This is a genomic window from Allobosea sp. Root381, assembly GCF_001429395.1.
In the GTDB taxonomy this organism is placed as follows: domain Bacteria; phylum Pseudomonadota; class Alphaproteobacteria; order Rhizobiales; family Beijerinckiaceae; genus Allobosea.
On the sequence record NZ_LMJT01000003.1, the window covers coordinates 163,962 to 184,463 of the forward strand.

Consider the following 20,502-nt stretch of genomic DNA (forward strand, 5'->3'; position numbering starts at 1 on the left):
CTCCGTCAGAACCCGGCGCGCCTGATCGTACCGTCGGGCGTGGAACTATCGACCGCCTGCGGCACCACGGTGGAGAGCCGTTCCAGCAGCTCCTCGCGGGAAAGGCCGGTCTGCCGCGTGATCGCCGCGATGATCTCGGGCCCCAGAGCCCGCTCGATATCAGGCGGCGCGACGTCCTGATTGGGTCCCTGGCGGACCCAGGAATCGGCCTTGTCGCCTTGCCCCGACTGCGTGAACCGGTCCACCAGTTCGCCGAGCCCGCCACCGAGCATTCCCCCGAGGCCACCTAGAAGCCCGCCCTCAGGCTGCCCCAGTTGCGGCGAGCCCGCCGGGCCGCCGGGCACTGCATCCGTGCCGCCCGGCTGCTGCGTCGCGCCGCGCAGCCATTCGCCGATCTTGTCGCGGTTCTGATAGCCCGCGACGGCGAGCAGGCCGAGCAAGGCAGTCAGCGACGGAAAGCCGCCCTTCGCATTGTCGTCCATCATCATCACTCCCGGATGGCTGGAAGGAAACGGATCAAACGGCGCTTCTGCGGTTGCTGAGCATCGCCCAGACCGCGAGAACGATGATCGCGCCGACCACGGCCCCGATCAGCCCGGCCCCCTCGCCGGCGCCGTACCAACCGAGCGCCTGCCCGAGATAGGTCGCGACAAACGCCCCCACGATCCCGAGGATCGTCGTCAGAATGAAACCGGACGGCTCATTCGAGCCGGGCATGATGAATTTGGCGATGATACCCGCCACGAAGCCGATGATGATCGTCCAGATGATGCCCATGGCAAACCTCCGCTGTCATCGCACGCTGCTGTCGAACTGCCGACCCGGCCTGGAGGTTCCATTTGGTCGCCGCAATTGTGGCAAAGCTGGGCCGGCGGGGCAGCACAGCATCCCGGACCACCGGCTTATCGGATCGGAGCATAAAAAAACCGGCCCTTATTTACGGGGCCGGCCGCTCTGTTGTCGTCACATTCACCCGGGCCACATCTGCCCGGCCATGCTGCTTAATGCAGTGTCGAGTCCGGCATCGTTTGCCGCACGCGCTCGATCTCCTCCTTCAGCACCAGCTTCTTGCGCTTCAACTCGCTGACGCTGAGGCCATCGGCAGAGGGGCTCGCGACCGCCTGGGCGATGGCCTCCTCAAGCTGGCGATGCTTGCGCTCGAGTTCGACGAGATGGGTCTGCAGCGACATCTGGATCCTCCTGATGAGCATGTTGACTCAGGCAGTCTGACATAGAGCCGGCTTCACGTCTGCGGTCATACTTCGCAATGGCCATGCGACGTGTTGTCATTCCGACCGGCTCCTTTCCGCGACGCGACGAATGCGACGCGTCGCTCTGCGCTGGCGTCCACGCTCTTGCGGGGCGCCCGGCGTCTCCGCATAGTCACGACCAATCGCGGCGATGATGGGACGACGATGGGATTCGAGTTGAGCCCGGAAGAGATCGAGGCCTTCACCGCCGAACTTGCGCGCCTTCGCGAGGAGCATCGCGACCTCGACAGCGCGATCGATGCGCTGGAACGCGTCGGCGCGATCAACCAGATCCAGGTGCAGCGGCTGAAGAAGCGAAAGCTGTACCTCAAGGACCGGATCTCGCAGATCGAGGACGCGCTGACGCCGGACATCATCGCCTGAGCCTGGCGTCGATCTTTTGTCGCAGGGAAAAACTCTCTGGATTTCAATCGATTTATATGCGTTGAAGCGACGATAAACGCACCCCGCCCCCGTCTCGGCGTCCCCTTGCGGAAACGCTCTGCCGGCACTCCGTTGCCGACCTCCCGCAGGTGCGCTACAGGCAAGGGCAGAGCATTTTATCCGGGAACATATGATGGCCAGCGACGGACACCACGCCGACGATATTCCGCAGATGGACTACCGGGAGCACGACCGCACCTATCACGGCTTCATTCATTTCGCCGAAGTCGGCACCGTGGCCTGCCTCGCCATCGTGGCGGCACTCGCGGTCGGCGGCACCAAAGGTGCCTGGGGCTTCGCGATCATCGGCACGCTGCTGACGCTGGTCGGCACCGGCATCGGGCTCGCCTCGAAGTCGATCGGGTGGAAGGCGACGGCCGTGCCGTTCGTCCTGCTGCTGCTGGCGCTGGTGCTCCTGCCCGCCGCCTCCCACTAGAGCCCGCACACGAGTTTCCGAGAGGGTCCGCCCATGCGTATTGCCGTGCCAGCCGAAACGCAGGGGGCGGAAGCCCGCGTCGCAGCGACACCGGAAACCGTGCGCAAATTCATCGGCCTCGGGGCCGAGGTCGTCGTCGAGAAGGGCGCCGGCCTCGCCTCCGGCATCACCGATGCCGACTATGAGGCCGCCGGCGCTAAGCTGGCCGCCAACGCCGCCGCGACGCTCGCCGACGCGGCAATCGTACTGAAGGTTCGCCGCCCGGCCGAGGCCGAGATGGCGGCGTTGCCGGCCGGTGCACTCGTCATCGCGACGATGGACCCCTATGGCAACGAGCCGGCGCTGGCGTCGCTCGCCAGGGCCAATGTCGCCGCCTTCGCGATGGAGTTCATGCCGCGCATCACCCGCGCGCAGGTGATGGACGTGCTCTCCTCCCAGGCCAACCTCGCCGGCTATCGCGCCGTCATCGACGGCGCCGCCGAATATGGCCGCGCTCTGCCGATGATGATGACCGCAGCCGGCACCGTTCCCGCCGCCAGGATCTTCATCATGGGCGTCGGCGTCGCCGGCCTGCAGGCGATCGCGACCGCGCGTCGCCTTGGCGCCATCGTCACCGCGACCGATGTGCGCCCCGCCACCAAGGAACAGGTCGAATCGCTCGGCGCCAAGTTCCTCGCCGTCGAGGACGAGGAGTTCAAGCAGGCGCAGACCGCCGGCGGCTACGCCAAGGAGATGTCCAAGGAGTATCAGGCCAAGCAGGCCGAGCTCACGGCGAACCACATCGCCAAGCAGGACATCGTCATCACCACGGCGCTGATTCCGGGGCGCCCTGCCCCGAAGCTGATCTCGACCGCGATGGTCGAGAGCATGCGGCCGGGCTCCGTGATCGTCGACCTCGCGGTCGAGCGCGGCGGCAATTGCGAACTCGCCAAGCCCGGCGAGGTCGTGACCACGCCCAACGGCGTCAAGATCGTCGGCCATCTGAACGTGCCCGGCCGTCTCGCCGCGACCTCGTCGCAGCTCTACGCCAAGAACCTCTTCGCCTTCGTCGAGACGCTGATCGACAAGGCCGAGAAGAAGCTCGCGGTGAACTGGGACGACGAACTGGTCAAGGCGACCGCGCTGACGCGCGACGGCGCCGTGATCCATCCTAATTTCGCGCCCAAGCCCGAGCCAAAACCCGAGCCGGCGCCAGTGACCGAGACCGAGTCGAAGCCTGTCGCCGAGGGGAACGTGACCAATGGCTAATCCGACACCCGAGCAGGCCCTCGAACAGGCCCGCAACGCCGCTGCGCTGGCCAAGCAGGCCGCCGAGCTCGCCGAGCGCTATGCCGAGCAGGCGGCCGCGGCCGCGAGCGTCGCGGTCGGCGTCGACCCGACCGTCTTCCGCCTCGCGATCTTCGTGCTCGCCGTCTTCGTCGGCTATTACGTGGTCTGGTCGGTCACGCCGGCCCTGCACACGCCGCTGATGTCGGTCACCAACGCGATCTCCTCGGTCATCGTCGTCGGCGCCCTGTTGGCGGTCGGCGTGGAAGCGCTGCCCGCGCTCGGCGACGGCCCGGTCTGGGCCAAGATCTTCGGATTCGTGGCGCTGGTCCTGGCCTCGGTCAACATCTTCGGCGGCTTCCTCGTCACCGAGCGGATGCTGTCCATGTACAAGAAGAAGGGCTGAGCGCCGATGGCCGCGAACCTCTCCGCCCTTCTCTACGTCGTCTCCGGCGTTCTCTTCATCATGGCCCTGCGGGGCCTGTCGCACCCGACGACCTCTCGCCAGGGCAACCGCTACGGCATGGTCGGCATGGGCATCGCCATCGCCACGACCATCGTCTTCTTCCCGCCGTCCGGGTTCTCGGGCTGGCTGCTGGTCGCGGCCGGTATCGGCATCGGCGGCGGCATCGGCGCCTATATGGCCAGGCGCGTGCAGATGACGCAGATGCCGCAGCTGGTCGCCTTCTTCCATTCGCTGGTCGGCCTCGCCGCCGTGCTGGTGGCGGCCGCCGCGCTCTACGCGCCGAGCGCCTTCGGCATCGGCAATGTCGGCCAGATCAAGGGCGCGAGCCTGTTCGAGATGGGTCTCGGCGTCGCCATCGGCGCGATCACCTTCACCGGCTCGATCATCGCCTTCCTCAAGCTCGACGGGCGCATGAGCGGCAAGCCGATTATGCTGCCGCAGCGCCACGGCATCAATATCGGCCTCGGCATCGCGCTCCTCGTGCTGCTGCTGATCTTCCTGAAGACCGAGAGCCATGTCGTCTTCTGGCTGATCGTGCTGGTCTCGTTCGCGCTGGGCGTCCTGCTCATCATCCCGATTGGCGGCGCCGATATGCCCGTCGTCGTCTCGATGCTGAACTCCTATTCGGGCTGGGCCGCGGCCGGCATCGGCTTCACGCTCGGCAACATGGCGCTGATCATCACCGGCGCGCTGGTCGGCTCGTCCGGCGCGATCCTGTCCTACATCATGTGCAAGGCGATGAACCGGAGCTTCATCTCCGTCATCCTCGGCGGCTTCGGCGGCGACGATGCCGCGGCCGGCGCCGGTGGCGCGGTCGAGGCCCGTCCGGTCAAGCAGGGCTCGTCGGACGATGCCGCCTACATCATGAAGAACGCCGGCAAGGTCATCATCGTGCCGGGCTACGGCATGGCGGTGGCCCAGGCGCAGCACACGCTGCGCGAGATGGCCGACCTGCTGAAGAAGGAAGGCGTCGAGGTCAAATACGCCATCCACCCGGTCGCGGGCCGCATGCCCGGCCATATGAACGTGCTTCTGGCCGAGGCCAACGTGCCCTATGACGAGGTCTTCGAGCTCGAGGACATCAACTCGGAATTCGGTCAGGCCGACGTCGCCTTCGTCATCGGCGCCAACGACGTCACCAACCCGGCCGCGAAGACCGACAAGGCCTCGCCGATCTACGGCATGCCGATCCTCGACGTCGAGAAGGCCAAGACCGTGCTCTTCATCAAGCGCGGCATGGCCGCCGGCTATGCCGGCGTCGAGAACGAGCTGTTCTTCCGCCCCAACACCATGATGCTCTTCGGCGACGCCAAGAAGGTCACCGACGAGATCGTCAAGGCGATGGCGCACTGAGCCTGAGCATCGGCGGCCTCGTCATGAGAACGCTGCAAAGGGCCGGCTTCATGCCGGCCCTTTCGCTTTGTCCGGCGCCGCTCTTGCGATGATCCTACGTTTCCTGAAGCACGGCCTCTTCGTCGCCGCCTGCGTCTATATCGGCCTCCTCCTGCTGCTCTATCTCCAGCAGCGCAACCTACTGTTCCCGCGCGATCCCTCGCGGGTTCCGGCCGCCACCACCGGGATTCGCGGCATCGAGGAGGTCACTCTGACGGCCGCCGATGGCGAGCGGCTGGTGGCATGGGTGGTGCCCCCGCAGCCTGGCAAGCCGGTCCTGCTCTATTTCCACGGCAATGGCGGCAATCTAGGCCAGCCCGGCCGGATCGAGCGCTTCCGCAACCTGACGGCAGACGGCACCGGGCTGTTCGCCCTGAGCTACCGCGGCTATGGCGGCTCGACCGGGAGCCCGAGCGAGGCCGGCCTGCATCTCGACGCAAGGGCGCTCTACGGCGCCGCTGCAGAGCGGTTCGGCGCGGCCCAGCTCATAGCGTATGGGGAATCGCTCGGCACCGGCGTTGCGCTCAAGCTGGCGGCCGAGGTGCCGCTCGCGGCCGTCGTGCTGGAGGCGCCCTACCTCTCGGCGGCTTCCGTCGCACAGCGCGCCTATCCGTATGTGCCGGTGCGCCTGCTTATGCTGGACCCGTTCCGCTCGGACGAGATCGTCGGGCGTCTGCGCCTGCCACTCCTGGTGATGCACGGCACCCGCGACGGCGTCATCCGCTTTGCCGAGGGCGAGGCGCTATACGGCCTCGCCAACGCACCGAAGCGCTTCCTGAGCTTCCCGCAAGGCAACCACGGTAACCTCGCCGCCTTTGGCGCGCTGGACGAAGTCAGGCAGTTCCTCGGAGAGGTCGCGGCCGGAACGCTGAAAGGCGCGGAAAGCCGCACGATCGAATAGGCGAAATGCTCGGGACGAAGCCGAGCATGACTTGGGCCATCAGCTCCTGAACAGCCCGCCGCCACCGCCGCCGAGGCGGGACTGGCCAGAGCGGGCCGTGGCGTTGTTGCCGTCGAGGCTTAGCGCGCGCTGATAGCTTTCGGCGGCTTCCGCCTTCTTGCCGAGCTTCTCATAGGCGAAGCCCCGCCCGGCCCAGGCATCGGCGTTGCGGTTGTCGACATTGAGCGAGGCGGTGAAGTCCTCCAGCGCCGCATCATACTTGCCGAGAGCGTTGAGGCTCTGGCCGCGGGCCGTATAGGGCGGAGCATTGTACGGATTGCGGTCGATCACCGAATCGAAATCGGTCACCGCATGCTGGTGCTGGCCTTCGCGCTGATAGACCAGCCCACGGGCATGGAATGCTTCCGCCGATTCCGGGTTCAGCCGGATCGCGGTGTTGAGGTCGGAGAGCGCCTGCTGGCTGTTGCCCTGGGCACGCAGCAGGTTGGCGCGTGCGATATAGGCCGGGGCGTAGTTCGCATTCGCCGTGGTTGCACGGTTGAAATCCTGCAGTGCCGCGTCGCCACGCCCGCTCTGGCGCAGGGCCAACCCGCGATTCGTGTAGGCCGAGGCGAGGTTCGGGTCGAGCTGGACCGCCTTGGTGAAGTCGGCGATCGCATCCGAGAAGCGGCCGATGCGGGCATAGGCCGCGCCGCGGGTGTTGTAGGCGCCGGGATCGTTGGGGTTGCGCGAGACGACTTCGGTCAGCGAGCCGATATTGACCTTGGCATCGGCTGCCGAAGCGGTGTCGAGCTCGGCGACGGGCTGCCCCGTCATCGTCGAGACGGTGTCGCAGCCGGCGAGCGCCAGGGCCATGCCCGCTGCAGCCACCAGGCTCCTGGCTTTTGCGGCCTTGCCCTGCCGGATCTTGCCGGCCCCGCGCCCGCTCCGCTCGTTCGTGACAGCCATCATGCTTCGTCCTTCGGTCCGGTTCTGCTTCATCTGCCAAGCGGCCCGTCCGGGCCGATACGGCGTCGTCGCGCTCCCCAACCGACAGCGCCCCGGAGAACAGAACGCCGCTTTGTGCCAAAGGTTTGGTTAACGGCGTCCGAAAAGCAACAACGCCCGGAGGCGGCTCCAGGCGCTGTTGATGATCGTGGTGGTCAGGCAGCGTGTCGTGCCGCCGACGCAATCAGGGACGCTTCGGCTTCACCGGCGCCGGCAGCAGGCCTTCACGCTGGAGCTTCTTGCGCTGCAGCTTGCGAGCGCGACGGACCGCCTCTGCCTTCTCACGCGCCTTCTTCTCGGAGGGCTTCTCGTAATGGCCGCGGAGCTTCATCTCGCGGAAGACGCCCTCGCGCTGCAGCTTCTTCTTGAGGGCGCGGAGAGCCTGATCGACATTGTTGTCGCGAACGAGAACCTGCACGTGAAACGTCCGTCTTTAGCGGGTTGATCAAAAAAAGTCGGGCGGCGTCCCTGCGGTGCAGAGCGCTCGGAGGATCGTGCGGATAACAGAATTCAATCCGCCTGTCCACGCCGCAAGATTGCGAGAAACGGGGAGAACACAAGTTCTCCCGTCGACGCCCGGCTCTAGGCCTGCTCGGGCGAAACCCGCGTGACATGGCCCATCTTGCGGCCGGCCCGCGCCTCGCGCTTGCCGTAGAGATGCAGATGCGCGCCGGGCTCGGCCAGGAGATCGCGCCAGCGCAGCGCGGCATCGCCGACCAGGTTCTCCATCTCGACACGGCCGCGCCGTCTGGCCGAACCGAGCGGGAAGCCGCAGACCGCACGGACATGCTGATGGAACTGCGAGGTCTCGGCGCCCTCGCTGGTCCAGTGACCCGAATTATGCACGCGCGGCGCGATCTCGTTGACGACCACGCTCTCCCCCGCCCCCTCGCCGACGACGAACATCTCGACCGCGAAGACGCCGACATAGCCCAGCGCCTCACCGATCTGCCGGGCGGCCTCGATGGCGTCGGCCTCGGTCCCCGCCGTCACCTTTGCCGGAATGCGGGTGAAGGCGAGGATATGGTCGCGATGCTCGTTCTCGCAGAGATCGAAGGCGGCGAAGCTTCCATCGCTGCCGCGCGCCGCGACGACCGAGACCTCGCGCGAGAAGGTCACGAAGCCTTCCAGCACCGCCGGAGCCTGGCCGATCGCCCGGTAGGCCTCGTCGAGGTCGGTCCCCGGCAGAATCTTGACCTGCCCCTTGCCGTCATAGCCGAAGCGGCGGGTCTTCAGCACGCTGGGGCGGCCGAGCGCGGCAACCGCTGCCTCCAGATCGGCCAGCGAATCGACGGCACGGAACGGCGCGACGGCGAGCCCGAGATCGGCGACGAACGCCTTCTCGCTCAGCCGGTCCTGCGTCACGGCGAGCGCCCGCGCGCCGGGATGTAGCGGCTTGCGCTGGCTGAGGAACGCGGCCGTCGCGGCCGGCACGTTCTCGAACTCGTAGGTCACGAGATCGACGGCCTCGGCGAAGCGGGCAAGTGCCGCCTCGTCCTCATAGGCGCCGACGGTGTAGGCCGCAGCGACGTCGAAGGCGGGGTTCTCCGGCTCGGGCGCGAAGATATGGCTCCTGATGCCGAGATCGGACGCAGCGAGCGCGATCATCCGTGCGAGTTGCCCGCCACCGATGATGCCGAGGACGGCGCCGGGGCCGAAGCTTTGGAAGACCGGCGCGCTCACGCCTCGTCCTTCGCAGGATGCTCGGCGATGGCCGCGCTCTGGCGGGCGCGATAGGCGTCGAGGCGTTCGGCCAGCGCCTCGTCGGAGAGTGCCAGGACCGCGGCGGCGAGCAGCGCCGCATTCACCGCCCCTGCCCGGCCGATCGCCAGCGTGCCGACCGGGATGCCGGCCGGCATCTGCACGATCGAGAGCAGGCTGTCCTGACCTGAGAGCGCCTTGGATTCGACCGGCACGCCGAAGACCGGCAGCGGCGTCAACGAGGCGGTCATGCCTGGCAGATGGGCGGCGCCACCCGCGCCCGCGATCACCACCTTGAAGCCTTCAGCCTTCGCGCTGGTCGCGAAATCGACCATGCGCTGCGGCGTACGATGGGCGGAGACGATGCGGTCGTCATGGGCGATGCCGAGCGCGTCAAGCGTCTCGGCGGCATGGCGCATCGTCGCCCAATCGGACTGGCTGCCCATGATGATGGCGACGGGCGGAGACATCTTGGCCATGGCGGGAAAGGCTTCCGGAACGCGATGGAGGAAGCGCGCGATCTAGACCGCCGGACGCTGCGAAAGCAAGCACCGAATCGCCCGCAACCCCTTGCGGGCCCGAGAAAACTGCTCAACCGGAGGCGACCAGCCCGGCTCGCGCCAGAGCCGATGCCTGGTCGGCCGAGACCTTCTCCACCGAGAAGCCCTCGATCTCCGCTTCGAACAGCCGGTGGAAGTTCAGTTCCGCGTCGAGATGCAGGAAGACGCCGCCAAGCCCGATCGCGGCACGATCCATGAAGACGAATTCGCGCGGCACCGTCACCGGCCCCTTCTGCTTCAGGGCCTGATGTACCTGGAAGGCCTGCTTGCGGCCGTACTCGGCCGGACTAACCCCTTCGGCGATGCGCCGGACGCGGTCCTCCAGCAGCGGCTCGTAAATGAAGCGCGCCCAGATGTTCAGCGTGTCGACGAGATCCTTGGTCAGCCCCTTGAAGCCCCAGGTCTCATAGGCATGGACGACGCGCGCATCGTCCCCCTCGCGCAGGCCGCGATAGAGGTCGACCACGCCGCCGACGAAGGAGGGCGGGAAGATGCGGATGCAGCCATAGTCGAGCAGGTTGATGCCCGCCGCCTCGCCGCCTTCCGAAAAGACCGTGTAGTTCCCGAGATGCGGGTCGCCATGGATCACGCCGTGATGGCTGAAGGGCCGCCACCACGCCTTGAACATGGCCGTCGAGATGCGGTCGCGCGCACCTTGCGGGTCCTGCTTGTGGGTCAGGATGCCATCGCCCTCGAGCCAGCGCATGGTCAGCAGGCGCTTGGTCGAGAGGGAGGCCTCGAGGCTCGGCACGCGCACCTCCGGCGTCTCGCCGAGCATCTCCTGATAAAGCGCGATGTGCTTCGCCTCGCGCTGGTAGTCCAGTTCCTCACGGACCCGCGCGCCGATCTCCTTGGCGATCTCCGTGGTGTCGATGATCGGGTCCATGCGCCGGTGCAGCGCGAACAGGATCTCGAGCTGGGAGAGATCGGCCTCCACCGCCGATTCCATATCCGGATATTGCAGCTTGCAGGCCAGCGTAGCGCCTTCGCGCGATGTGGCGCGATGCACCTGGCCAAGCGAGGCAGCGGCGGCGGGCTTCAGGTCGAACTCGGCAAAGCGCTCGCGCCAGTTCGCGCCGAGCTCGGCCATCATCCGGCGCTTGACGAAGGCCGCTCCCATCGGCGGCGCCTGCGACTGCAGCTTCTGCAACTCGGCGGCATATTCCGGCGGCACCACGTCGGGGATGGTGGCGACGAGCTGCGCCACCTTCATGATCGGGCCCTTCAGCCCGCCCAGCGCCTTGGCCAGCGCCTCGGCATTGGAGGCGTTTCGCCCATCCATGCCGAACAGCCGCGTGCCCGCGATCCGCGCCGCGACGCCTCCGACATTGGCCCCGACCCGGGCATAGCGGGCCGCACGGGCGGAAAAGCGGTTGGCTTCGGAATCGCGTTCGGACATGGCACCTCGGTCTTTCGGATCGCCCACCTCATTTAGGACGTGCCGGGTCCAAACCCAAGGCGGTGGCCGGAACGGCCGGGCCGTCATTGCGAGCGCAGCAAAGCAATCCAGGGGACCGGACTGTACCGTCCGGCCGTGCCACCCTGGATTGCTTCGTCGCTGACGCTCCTCCCAATAACGGCTGCTAGCGCAGCATCCTCGGCAGCCAGAGCGTCAGGTCCGGCCAGAGCGTGATGATCGCCAGCGCCGCGAAAAGCGGGATGTAGAAGGGCAGTACCGCCTTCAGCACCGACGGCATCGAGGTCTTGGCGATGTCCGAGAGCAGGAACAGCGCCAGCCCCATCGGCGGCGTCAGCAGGCCGATCATCAGATTGAAGACGAAGATGATGCCGAGATGCACCGGATCGACGCCCGCCATCATCAGCGGTGCCGCGACCAGCGGCGCGACCAGCAGCGTCGCGGTCGTGCTGTCGAGGAACATGCCGACGACGAGCAGCAGCAGGTTCACGATCAGCAGTAGCATCAGCGGATCGGTCGAGATCGCGAGCAGGCTGCGCGTGAAGGTCTGCGGCAATTGCTCGACGGTCAGTATCCAGCCGAACAGCGCCGCGGCCGAGACGATGACCAGCACGGCGGAGGTGGTCTTCACCGTGTCGAACAGCGCAAAGCGCAACCGCGGCCAAGTGATGCCGCCATAGAAGAAGATCGCGATCAGCAGGATGTAGACGACGGTGATCGAGGCCGCTTCCGTCGGCGTGAAATAGCCGCCCAGCATGCCGCCGACGAGCAGGAGCGGCGTCATCAGCGCGGGCGCGGCCGGCCAGAACGTGTTCCACAGCTCCTTGAATGTCGGCCAGCGCTTGGAACGCGGATGGTTGTGGCGCTTCGCCAGCCAGGCGACCGTCAGCATCAGCAGCGCGACATAGAGCAGCGCCGGCATGATGCCCGCGACGAGCAGTTGCACGATCGAGACGCTGGTGACCGAGCCGTAGATGATCAGCGGGATCGAGGGCGGGAAGATCGGCCCGACCACCGCCGAGGCGCCGGTGATCGCGGCCGAATAGGCGCGGGTGAAGCCGGCCCGCACCATGGCGCGGATCTCGATGCGACCCAGCCCGCCGATATCGGCAAGCGCCGCGCCCGAAGTGCCGGAGAAGACGAGCGAGCCGATGACGTTGACCTGCGCCAGACCGCCCGGAACGCGGCCGCCGAGCGTATGGGCGAAGCGGTAGATATGGCTGGTGATGCCGCTCTGGTTCATCAGGCTGCCGACGAAGATGAAGACCGGCACGGCCACGAGCGGAAAGGAATCCAGCGCATAGGTCATGCGCTGCGCGACGAGCTCGATCGGGAAGCCCGACAGGAACACGTAGAGCAGCGCCGGCACCGCGATGGCGACGACGACCGGGAAGCCGAAGATGAAGAGCGCCACGAAGGCGAGGATGATGGTGATCGACATCGGCCGGTGCTCTCAGTGCTTCATGTCGTCGGGCAGGTCGAGCTCTTCTTCGGGCTCGTGCTCCTGCGGGAAGGTGACGTAGAGCGGCCGCCCCTGGATGATCTTGACGGTCTGGATCGCACATTCGAGCGCGCTCATCGCGAAGCTGACGAAGGCGGCGCCGAGGAAGATCCAGTAGGGAATGCCGAGGGTCGGCGTCGAATTGTCGAGATTGCCGCCGATGGCGACGAAGGCCGCGATCGCGATCGCCGCGAAAGTGGCCGTCGCCGTGATGGCCCCGGCGATCTTGGCGACCCGCACGACGCCGGCCGGGAAAAGCCCGACGATCTCCTCCATCCGGATATTGGCGCCGGCCGAGACGACATAGGGCAGCGCCAGGAAGACCGAGCAAATCAGCATGAATCGCGCCAGTTCCTCGACGCCGATGATCGGCGTGGCGAAGATCTCGCGCGAGACCACCTGGATGAAGGGCAGCGTCACCATGGCGACCAGCATCGCCAGGCTGCCCCAACGGAATACCCAGCGCAGCGGTTCTATGGCCCGGTCGATCGCATAGCTGCGGCTGTCCGCTGCGGCGATATGGGCCGGAGCGTCGAAGACGATATCGGAGGTTTGCACGAGTGCCTCGCAGGCGGGCGAAAGGATGGGGGCGGCTGGAGCACCGGCTGGACCGACGCCGCGCGCCCGTGGGGCGTGCGGCGCGATCCGGGAGGGCCGGGGCTCGGCGCCCCGGCCCTCGATTTCACTTCACGGCGGCAATGCGCGCCGTGATCGGAGCCCAGGTCGGGAAGTCGGCAGTGACCTGCGCGCCGACCGACTTGCGGAACTCGTCGACCTTGAGCCCCTCCTTCTCGGTGACGAAGGTCATGCCCTTCTTCTTGAGCTCGTCGATCAGCTGGACCTCGGCCTCGAGGCCGAGCTTCAGCGTCTCCTCGCCGACCTCGGCCGCGACCGCGGCGACGATGGCGCGGTCCTTCTCCGGGATCGACTGCCAGGTCCTCTCGTTGATGAAGACCGGCAGCACGTTCTGCATGTGCCCGGTCAACATCACATGGGTCTGCACCTCATAGAGCTTGTTCGCGTTGATCATGGTCAGCGGGTTTTCCTGGCCGATCACCATGCCGGTCATCAGCGCGGTCGGCAGCTCGCCGACCTCGACCGGCGTCGGCACCGCGCCCATGCCCTTGATCATCGTCGTCCAGAGCTGCAGCGGCACGCCGCGGAAGCGCTTGTCCTTGAGGTCGGCCGGCGAATACACCGCCATCTTCGCGGTCATCTGGCGCGCGCCGCGGTAGAGCCGGCCGATGATGCGGATATTGGCCTGCTTGACCAGCTTGTCCGACATCTCCTTCATGATCTCGGACGAAGCCGGGTCGGTCGCGGCCATGGCATGGGTGCCGTCGCGATAGACGAAGGGGGCGGCGAAGGCGGCGATGTCCGGCATCAGCCGCGACAGCGACGCGAATTCGTGATGAGCCAGCGGGATCGCGCCGCTGCGGACGCCGTCCACGGTCTCCGACGCGCCGCCGAGCTGCGAGTTCGGGAAGACCTGCACCTTGACGCGGCCTTCCGTGCCCTTCTCGACCCGCTTGGCGAACTCCTCGGCGTACCAGTACTGGATGTCGCCTTCCGAACCGACATGGGCATAGCGGATCGTCACCTGGGCCGCGACCGGAGCCGCCAGCCCGAGCGAGAGCGCGAGCGCCGCGGCGAAAGTCTTCAGGGTCTGCCTCTTGTTCATGCGTTCCTCCTCGTTTTCTGATCCGGCTTATTCTGTCGTTGCCTGGTGCGTCACAGCCGGTAGATGCGCACCGCGTTGTCGTGGAAAAGCCTGTCGCGCTCGGCCTCCGTGTGCTCCGCCGTGGCGGCGAGAAACCCTGAGAAGATCGTGTCGAAATCGCCGACCAGCCCATCGACGGGGAAATTGCTGGCGAACATCGCCCGCTCGCTGCCGAAGATCGCGATCGCGTCGCGGATCACCGGCGCATTCGCCTCGACCGTCCAGGGCAGGCCGGGCCGCCCGATGCCGGAGATCTTGAGCGCGATGTTCGGCTGGGCGGCCGCGACTTCGAGCGCGCTGCGCCAGGCGGCGAGCGCCTCCGGGCTGCGGTCGGACGGCAGCGCCGTGTGATTGACGATGATCTGCGTCGCCGGGAAATCCCGCGCCAGTTCCGCCGCCGCATCGAGATGCCACCACGGCGTCTGCAGGTCATAGGAGAGCCCGTGCCGGGCCATCAGGGCATAGCCCTTGCGCCAGGCGGGATCGTCCATCGAGCCGGCCGCGCCGCGCTTCGCATCAGCCTGCGAGGCGGCGGCCGTCGGCTTGTGCCGCACGCCGCGCACGATCGGCAACGCGGCATGCGAGGCCAGGAGCGCGCCGACCTCGGGCTGTGCGAAATCGCACCAGGCCACCACCGCACTCGGCACACCCGTCTCGGCCGCCACGCCGGCGACCCAACGGCTCTCCTGCGCAGCAAGATCACGATTCCACTCGGCCTCGACATAGACCGATCCGGTGACCGGCCAGCCGGCCGTGTCCTTCCGGTAGTCGGCGGGCATGTAGTTGCGGCACATCGCCGAATAGTCGCCGTAGCGGAACGGGATGCGCTCGCCCTTCAGCCAGGGCAGGTCGTTCGCCAGATCCCAGACATGGTGATGCGCGTCGATGACGCGCTTCGGCCGCGGCGGCAGGGCGGTCACAGCCTGCTCCTCGTCCTGAGCCTTCATGCCTTGGCCTTGGCGCGTTCGGCCGCGTCATGCTCGTAGAGCTTCACCACCGCGGCGGAATCCGTCATCTCGTGGCCGAGCCCGACATAGTCCTTGTAGCGCTGCACGCCCTGCCCGATCACGCGCAGGTCGAGCCCAAGCCCCTCGGCGAACTCCTTGACGGCCTTGAGGTCCTTCAGCAGCTGCCGCGCATAGCTCGCGGGCGGCTCGAAGGCGCGCTGCTGCATCTGCGGATAGAGCCGCTGCAGCAGGCTGGAATCGGCATGGCCGCCGGCGAGGCATTGCGGCAGGCGGGCAGCATCGATGCCGGCGGCCTCGGCCAGCATCAGCGCCTCCGCCATCACGACATAGCCGGTACCGACGATCGCCTGGTTGATGATCTTCGTGGTCTGTCCGGCGCCGACCGGCCCCATCAGCGTGAGGTTGCCGGCCATCTGCTCGATGATCGGCTTCGCCCTGTCGAAATCGGCCTCGGAACCACCGGCCAACACGGTCATGCCGCCATTGCGCGCGAGCTGTGGCCCGCCCGAGACCGGCGCGTCGACCCAGCCCGCACCGGTCAGCGCCTTCAGCTTCGCCGCGACCTGGCGCGTGCCCTCTGGATCGGCCGTCGAGAAATCGATCACCAGCGAAGGCCCGGCGCCTGCAGCCGAAACGCCGTCCTCGGCAAGGATGCAGCGCTCCACCGCCTGCATATGCAGGACGCAGAGCATGACGACGTCGCTCGCCGCGGCTACGGCAGCCGGCGATTCGGCTGCGACCGCGCCATGCGGCACCACCGTATCGAGCCGCTCGGGCTCCAGATTCCAGACCGTCACGGGATAGCCGAGATCGAGCAGGCGCCGCACCATGGCTTCGCCCATGATGCCAATGCCGAGGAAACCGATGCGCGGGCGGGCGGCGGCGCTCATGCCGTCGCTCCCGGATCGGCATGCGCCGGGCCGGCGCAGGCCAGCATTCCTCGTCCCTGCAGACAGGTCATAGCATCTCTCTCCCTGATCGCTGCCGGTCTGCCTCTCGGGTTACCGATCGTCTTTATTCTGTATACCGTATGCTGCACCGCAGAGTTCCGTCAAACCCTACCGAACGGAAACTTTGTACAATCCGTTTCTCCGGACACACGGAGACCGCCCGGATTCCTGAGCCGTCATCCTGAGGATGCAGGAAGGAGTGTCTCGAAGATCTTCCGAGAAGCATTGAGCGTTTCCGGAACACCACATCGCCTCGGGCCCCGGGCCCCATCGGAGGGCTCCGGGGATGACGGTGGAGCCCGGATCAGCACTGCTCCGCAGCTTGCCGGGCTGGCTCTCAGCTGCCGTTATTCAGCCGCGTGGCGCCCGGCGCCCAGCAACCCCTTCTCGGCCAGTTCCCGGCGCAGTTCCTCGCCATGCTCGTCCAGCAGCGGCGGGGGCATCCGGATCTGCTGCGGCGTCTCGCTGAGCTTCACCGGGAAACCGAGCGCCTTGAATTCGCCCTCGGCCGGGTGCGGCACCATCTTGACCATCTCGCGCGCCACGGCCTGCTCGCTGACCACCGCCTCGGCATAGTCGAGGATTTCGGTGGCCGGCACGCCGGCTTCCAGCAGGACCTCGACCCATTCCTTTCGGGTGCGGGTGATGAAGGTCGGCGCCATCGCCTCGATCAGCGCGAGACGATTGGCGATGCGCGCCGCATTGGTCGAGAAGCGCTCGTCCTGCTGCAGGTCCTCGCGGCCGATCGCCTTGAGCAGCTTCGTCCAGAGCCCCTGATTCGCCGCACCGATCACGAACCAGCCATCCGAGGCGGCCACCGCCTGATAGGGCGCCGACATCCGGTTGGCCGAGCCGATCGGCGCCGGAATCTTGCCAGTGCCCCAGAGCTCCGTCGTCTCCCAGACCGACAGCGCCATCGCCGCCTCGAACAGCGACGCATCGACATACTGGCCCTGGCCCGAGCTCTGGCGCCCGATCACGGCGCTGAGCACCGCATAGGCGGTAAACATGCCGGCCCCGAGATCCGCCACGGGAATCGAGTTCTTGGACGGCTCCATGCCGGGCAGGCCATTGGCGCTCATCACGCCGGAGACCGCTTGTGCCATCAGGTCGAAGCCTGGGCGCTGCGACCAGGGCCCGGTCTGGCCGAAGCCGGAGATGCTGGCATAGATCAGCCGCGGATTGATCTTGCGCAGCGTCTCGTAATCCATGCCGAGGCGGCCGGCGACGCCGGGGCGGGCATTTTCGACCAGGATGTCGGCGGTCTTCACCAGCGCATACAGCACCTCCCGGTCGGCCTCGGTCTTGAGGTCGAGCGCGATGCTGCGCTTGTTGCGATTGAGGGCTAGGAAACCCGGGCTGTCCACGCCCTTGAGGCGGAATCCCATCGACTGGCGGGTCGAATCACCCGTTCCCGGCGGCTCGATCTTGATCACGTCGGCGCCCATATCGGCCAGCAACATGCAGCAGAACGGTCCGGCCATGACCTGCGAAATGTCGAGTACCCTGAGGCCCGCGAGCGGCTGCGCCATCTGAAGCTATCCTTCCAAATTGCCGCCGGCCGCAATCAGGGGCCAGCGCGGTGATCCAGTGCCATGTCCAGCACGCGCGCGACATGCAGCGCCTCGCGCGCGGCACCATCATATATCTGATGGCGGCAACTCGTGCCGTCGGCAACGATCAAATCGCCCGCGCCGGCCGTGCGAACGGCAGGCAGCAGGGAGAGTTCCGCCATGGCGATCGAGACGTCGATCGTCTTCGCACCATAGCCGAAGGCACCGGACATTCCGCAACAGCTCGATTCGATCGGCTTCACCTCCAGGCCGGGCACCGCCCGCAGAGTCGCCTCGACCGGCCCCATGGCGGCAAAAGCCTTCTGGTGGCAATGGCCGTGGAGATGGGCCACGCGCCCGCCCTGGTCCCTCAGCGGCAGGCTCGTCTTCCCGGCCTTGAGATCGGCCGCCAGCAATTCCTCGATCAGGAAGGCGGCGCTCGCCACCGGCGCGACCTCGGCCTTGGGCAGGATCGCGGAGAACTCGTCACGGAAGGTCAGCAGGCAGGAAGGCTCCAGCCCGACGATGCGCGCGCCCTTGGCGACGAAGGGCGAGAGCGCATCGAGCGTGCGCCGCGCCTCCTTGCGCGCCTCGTCCACCAGACCGGCCGCGAGAAAGGTGCGTCCGCAGCAGAGCGGCCGGCCGCCATCCTGAGGCTCGACCTTGTGCAGGCGGTAGCCGCCCGCCGCCAGAACACGCTGGGCCGCCTCCAGGTTCTCGCGCTCGAAATAGCGGTTGAAGCTGTCGCCGAAGAGCACGAGATCGCGCCCGTCGCCCTTCACCTCCGCGACCGTCGCGGCCTTCCCGCCTTGCTGCCAGGGCTTGCGCCAGACCGGCAGCGAACGCCGCGCGCTGAAGCCGAGCCAGCGCTCACTCAGCTTCGCCAGCAGCGGAATCCGGTCGCGCAGGTTCATCAGGGCCGAGAGCCTCGCCGCCCAGGGCGCGTAGCGCGGCAGATAGGCGATCAGCCGTTCTTTCAGCGGCAGCCCGTGCTTGGCATGGTAATGGCTCAGGAACTCGATCTTCATCCTGGCCATGTCGACGCCGGTCGGGCAGTCGCGCTTGCAGCCCTTGCAGGAGACGCAGAGGTCGAGCGTCTCCTTCATGTCCTCGGAGGTGAGGGCATCGGGGCCGAGCTGGCCCGAGATCGCGAGCCGCAGCGTATTGGCCCGCCCACGCGTGACATGTGTCTCGTCGCTGGTGACGCGGTAGGACGGGCACATGGTGCCACCGGACATCTTCCGGCAGGTGCCGTTGTTGTTGCACATCTCGACCGCGCCGCCGAGGCCACCCCAGTCCGACCAGTCGAGCGCCGTCTCGGCCGGAACCGGCGTGGCGTAGCCGGGTGCGAAGCGCATCAGGCTGCGGTCATCCATGGCGAGCGGCCGCACGATCTTGCCGGGATTGAGCCGGTTCTCGGGGTCGAAGCCGTCCTTGACCTGCTCGAAGGCGCGCGTCAGCTTCCCGCCGAACATCGGCTCGACGAATTCCGAGCGCGAGATGCCGTCGCCATGCTCGCCCGAGAACGAGCCCTTGAAGCGGCGCACCAGCTCGCAGGCCTCCTCGGCGATGCCGCGCATCGCCCTCACCCCGGCCTCGTCCTTCATGTTCAGGATCGGGCGGACATGCAGGCAGCCGACGGAGGCATGCGCGTACCAGGTGCCGCGCGTGCCATGCCGCTCGAACAGCGCCGTCACCGCGTCGGTGTAATCGGCGAGATGCTCCAGCGGGACGGCGCAATCCTCGATGAAGGAGACCGGCTTCCCGTCGCCCTTCATCGACATCATGATGTTGAGGCAGGCCTCGCGCACTTCCCAGACCGGCTTTTGCCGGGCGGGCTCGACCACCTCCACCACGGCGTCGGCAAAGCCGTGATCGGCCATGCACTGGTCGAGCCGCTTGAGGTCGCGCCTCAGCGCATCGAGATCGTCGCCGGCGAACTCGACCAGCAGCAGGCAGTTCGGCGTGCCCCTGGTGATGTCGGCGAGCGTGCGCACGAAGAGCGGGATGTCGGCGCCGAGCACCAGCACATTGTTGTCGACGAGCTCGACGGCGACCGGCCCCAGCGCCACGATATGCTGCGTCGTCTCCATCGCCGCGCGGAAGCTGGGGAAATGACAGACGCCCATCACGCGGTGCTGCGGCAGGGTCGAGAGCTTCAGCGTCGCCTCGGTGGTGATCGCGAGCGTGCCTTCCGAGCCGACCAGCAGATGCGAGAGGTTCGGCCGCAGCGGCAAAAGCTCGTCGAGATTGTAGCCACCGACGCGGCGCTGCACCTTCGGGAAGATCGCCTCGATCTCGGCGCGATGCCCGTCCGCCAGCGCCAGCATCCGCGTCATCAGGTCCCGCGCCCGGGCCGAGGCATTGTCGCCGACCGGCCCCTCGCCCAGCGCGAAGGCCTCGCCGTCATGGAACATCGCCTTCATGGCGAGCACGTTGTCGACCATCTTGCCGTAGCGCAGCGAGCGCGCGCCCGACGAGTTGTTACCGGCCATGCCGCCGAGCGTGCAGCGGCTGGCGGTCGAGGGCTCGACCGGGAAGAACAGCCCGTCTTTCTTCACATGCGCGTTCAGCGCCTCGAGCACCATCCCGGGCGCTACCGAGACCGTCCGCGCCGCCGGGTCATAGGCGCGGATCGCGTTGAAATGCCGGGTCATGTCGAGGATCAGCGCGTCGCCGATCGGCTGGCCGTTCTGCGAGGTGCCGCCGCCGCGCGCGATCACCGGCACGCCATGCTCGGCCGCGATCGTCAGCGCCGCGGCGATGTCGGCCTCCGACTTCGGAAACACCACGCCCTGCGGGATGATCTGGTAGATCGAGGCGTCGGTCGCGTAGCGCCCGCGCGTGAAGGCGTCGAAACGGACCTCCCCTTCCAGAGCCTTTTCGAGGCGGCGTTCGAGCCCGAGATTGCGAGCGTGAGATTTTCCGAGAGCAGCCTGGGTCATTCTGTTGTCTCGCCTTTGGCGATGGGCGCACGTCATTGCGAGCGT

Annotated in this window: 21 protein-coding genes; 6 read left to right on the top strand and 15 right to left on the bottom strand. The window is 67.1% G+C overall.

The features are described from left to right. Window positions 1-5: 5 nt before the first annotated feature. From ASE63_RS05035 to ASE63_RS05045, 3 genes are all read right to left on the bottom strand, one after another. Window positions 6-482 carry a YidB family protein gene (locus ASE63_RS05035; protein ID WP_056797716.1) on the bottom strand — a complete coding sequence of 159 codons (477 nt, stop codon included), beginning with the start codon at window positions 480-482 and terminating at the stop codon, window positions 6-8. A gap of 34 nt (window positions 483-516) precedes the next feature. Continuing rightward, window positions 517-777, bottom strand: coding sequence for a GlsB/YeaQ/YmgE family stress response membrane protein (locus ASE63_RS05040; protein WP_056797464.1), 261 nt, complete (start codon window positions 775-777; stop codon window positions 517-519). Between the two features lie 224 nt (window positions 778-1,001). Then, window positions 1,002-1,190 (bottom strand): DUF465 domain-containing protein, encoded by a 189-nt coding sequence (locus tag ASE63_RS05045; RefSeq protein WP_056797719.1) that lies wholly within the window; start codon window positions 1,188-1,190, stop codon window positions 1,002-1,004. A 225-nt stretch (window positions 1,191-1,415) separates the two neighbouring features. Here ASE63_RS05045 and ASE63_RS05050 point away from each other — a divergent pair, with 225 nt between their 5' ends. The 6 genes from ASE63_RS05050 (at window position 1,416) to ASE63_RS05075 (ending at window position 6,155) form a co-directional block, all read left to right on the top strand. Next, window positions 1,416-1,634, top strand: coding sequence for a DUF465 domain-containing protein (locus tag ASE63_RS05050; protein WP_056797466.1), 219 nt, complete (start codon window positions 1,416-1,418; stop codon window positions 1,632-1,634). Between the two features lie 193 nt (window positions 1,635-1,827). Further along, entirely contained in the window at window positions 1,828-2,130 is a 303-nt protein-coding gene (locus ASE63_RS05055; protein WP_244491278.1) for an aa3-type cytochrome c oxidase subunit IV, read from the top strand. Window positions 2,131-2,163: 33 nt separating this feature from the next. Further along, window positions 2,164-3,378 (top strand): Re/Si-specific NAD(P)(+) transhydrogenase subunit alpha, encoded by a 1,215-nt coding sequence (locus ASE63_RS05060; RefSeq protein WP_056797471.1) that lies wholly within the window; start codon window positions 2,164-2,166, stop codon window positions 3,376-3,378. Then, on the top strand, window positions 3,371-3,802 hold the full coding sequence (locus ASE63_RS05065; RefSeq protein ID WP_056797474.1) for an NAD(P) transhydrogenase subunit alpha: 432 nt from the start codon (window positions 3,371-3,373) through the stop codon (window positions 3,800-3,802). The genes ASE63_RS05060 and ASE63_RS05065 overlap by 8 nt, the downstream gene beginning before the upstream one ends. Before the next feature lie 6 nt (window positions 3,803-3,808). Continuing rightward, a complete protein-coding gene (locus ASE63_RS05070; RefSeq protein ID WP_056797477.1) occupies window positions 3,809-5,215 on the top strand; it encodes an NAD(P)(+) transhydrogenase (Re/Si-specific) subunit beta in 1,407 nt (468 codons plus the stop codon). Window positions 5,216-5,303: 88 nt separating this feature from the next. Continuing rightward, window positions 5,304-6,155, top strand: a complete 852-nt coding sequence (locus ASE63_RS05075) for an alpha/beta hydrolase (protein ID WP_056797480.1) — start codon at window positions 5,304-5,306, stop codon at window positions 6,153-6,155. 39 nt (window positions 6,156-6,194) lie between these two features. Here the strand turns inward: ASE63_RS05075 and ASE63_RS05080 are convergent, their stop codons facing one another. The 12 genes from ASE63_RS05080 to ASE63_RS05135 form a co-directional block, all read right to left on the bottom strand. Next, window positions 6,195-7,010, bottom strand: a complete 816-nt coding sequence (locus tag ASE63_RS05080) for a tetratricopeptide repeat protein (RefSeq protein ID WP_244491289.1) — start codon at window positions 7,008-7,010, stop codon at window positions 6,195-6,197. Window positions 7,011-7,326: 316 nt separating this feature from the next. Next, window positions 7,327-7,560, bottom strand: a complete 234-nt coding sequence (gene rpsU / locus ASE63_RS05085; protein WP_054140900.1) for a 30S ribosomal protein S21 — start codon at window positions 7,558-7,560, stop codon at window positions 7,327-7,329. Between the two features lie 164 nt (window positions 7,561-7,724). Then, window positions 7,725-8,825 carry a 5-(carboxyamino)imidazole ribonucleotide synthase gene (locus ASE63_RS05090; RefSeq protein WP_056797483.1) on the bottom strand — a complete coding sequence of 367 codons (1,101 nt, stop codon included), beginning with the start codon at window positions 8,823-8,825 and terminating at the stop codon, window positions 7,725-7,727. Beyond that, a complete protein-coding gene (gene purE / locus ASE63_RS05095; protein WP_056797486.1) occupies window positions 8,822-9,322 on the bottom strand; it encodes a 5-(carboxyamino)imidazole ribonucleotide mutase in 501 nt (166 codons plus the stop codon). The genes ASE63_RS05090 and purE overlap by 4 nt, the downstream gene beginning before the upstream one ends. 112 nt (window positions 9,323-9,434) lie before the next feature. After that, complete coding sequence (locus ASE63_RS05100; protein ID WP_056797489.1) at window positions 9,435-10,802, bottom strand: AarF/UbiB family protein; 1,368 nt, start codon at window positions 10,800-10,802, stop codon at window positions 9,435-9,437. Between the two features lie 184 nt (window positions 10,803-10,986). Further along, the gene (locus tag ASE63_RS05105; RefSeq protein ID WP_056797492.1) at window positions 10,987-12,261 is read right to left on the bottom strand and encodes a TRAP transporter large permease; all 1,275 of its coding nucleotides are present in this window, start codon (window positions 12,259-12,261) and stop codon (window positions 10,987-10,989) included. A gap of 12 nt (window positions 12,262-12,273) precedes the next feature. Next, entirely contained in the window at window positions 12,274-12,879 is a 606-nt protein-coding gene (locus tag ASE63_RS05110; protein ID WP_056797495.1) for a TRAP transporter small permease subunit, read from the bottom strand. A gap of 124 nt (window positions 12,880-13,003) precedes the next feature. Beyond that, a complete protein-coding gene (locus ASE63_RS05115; RefSeq protein ID WP_056797499.1) occupies window positions 13,004-14,002 on the bottom strand; it encodes a TRAP transporter substrate-binding protein in 999 nt (332 codons plus the stop codon). A gap of 50 nt (window positions 14,003-14,052) precedes the next feature. Next, the gene (locus tag ASE63_RS05120; RefSeq protein WP_056797501.1) at window positions 14,053-14,988 is read right to left on the bottom strand and encodes an amidohydrolase family protein; all 936 of its coding nucleotides are present in this window, start codon (window positions 14,986-14,988) and stop codon (window positions 14,053-14,055) included. Continuing rightward, complete coding sequence (locus tag ASE63_RS05125) at window positions 14,985-15,899, bottom strand: NAD(P)-dependent oxidoreductase (RefSeq protein ID WP_056797504.1); 915 nt, start codon at window positions 15,897-15,899, stop codon at window positions 14,985-14,987. The genes ASE63_RS05120 and ASE63_RS05125 overlap by 4 nt, the downstream gene beginning before the upstream one ends. A gap of 407 nt (window positions 15,900-16,306) precedes the next feature. After that, a complete protein-coding gene (locus tag ASE63_RS05130) occupies window positions 16,307-17,491 on the bottom strand; it encodes a CoA transferase (protein ID WP_056797507.1) in 1,185 nt (394 codons plus the stop codon). A gap of 35 nt (window positions 17,492-17,526) precedes the next feature. Further along, entirely contained in the window at window positions 17,527-20,457 is a 2,931-nt protein-coding gene (locus ASE63_RS05135; protein ID WP_082609671.1) for an FAD-binding and (Fe-S)-binding domain-containing protein, read from the bottom strand. Window positions 20,458-20,502: the final 45 nt, after the last annotated feature.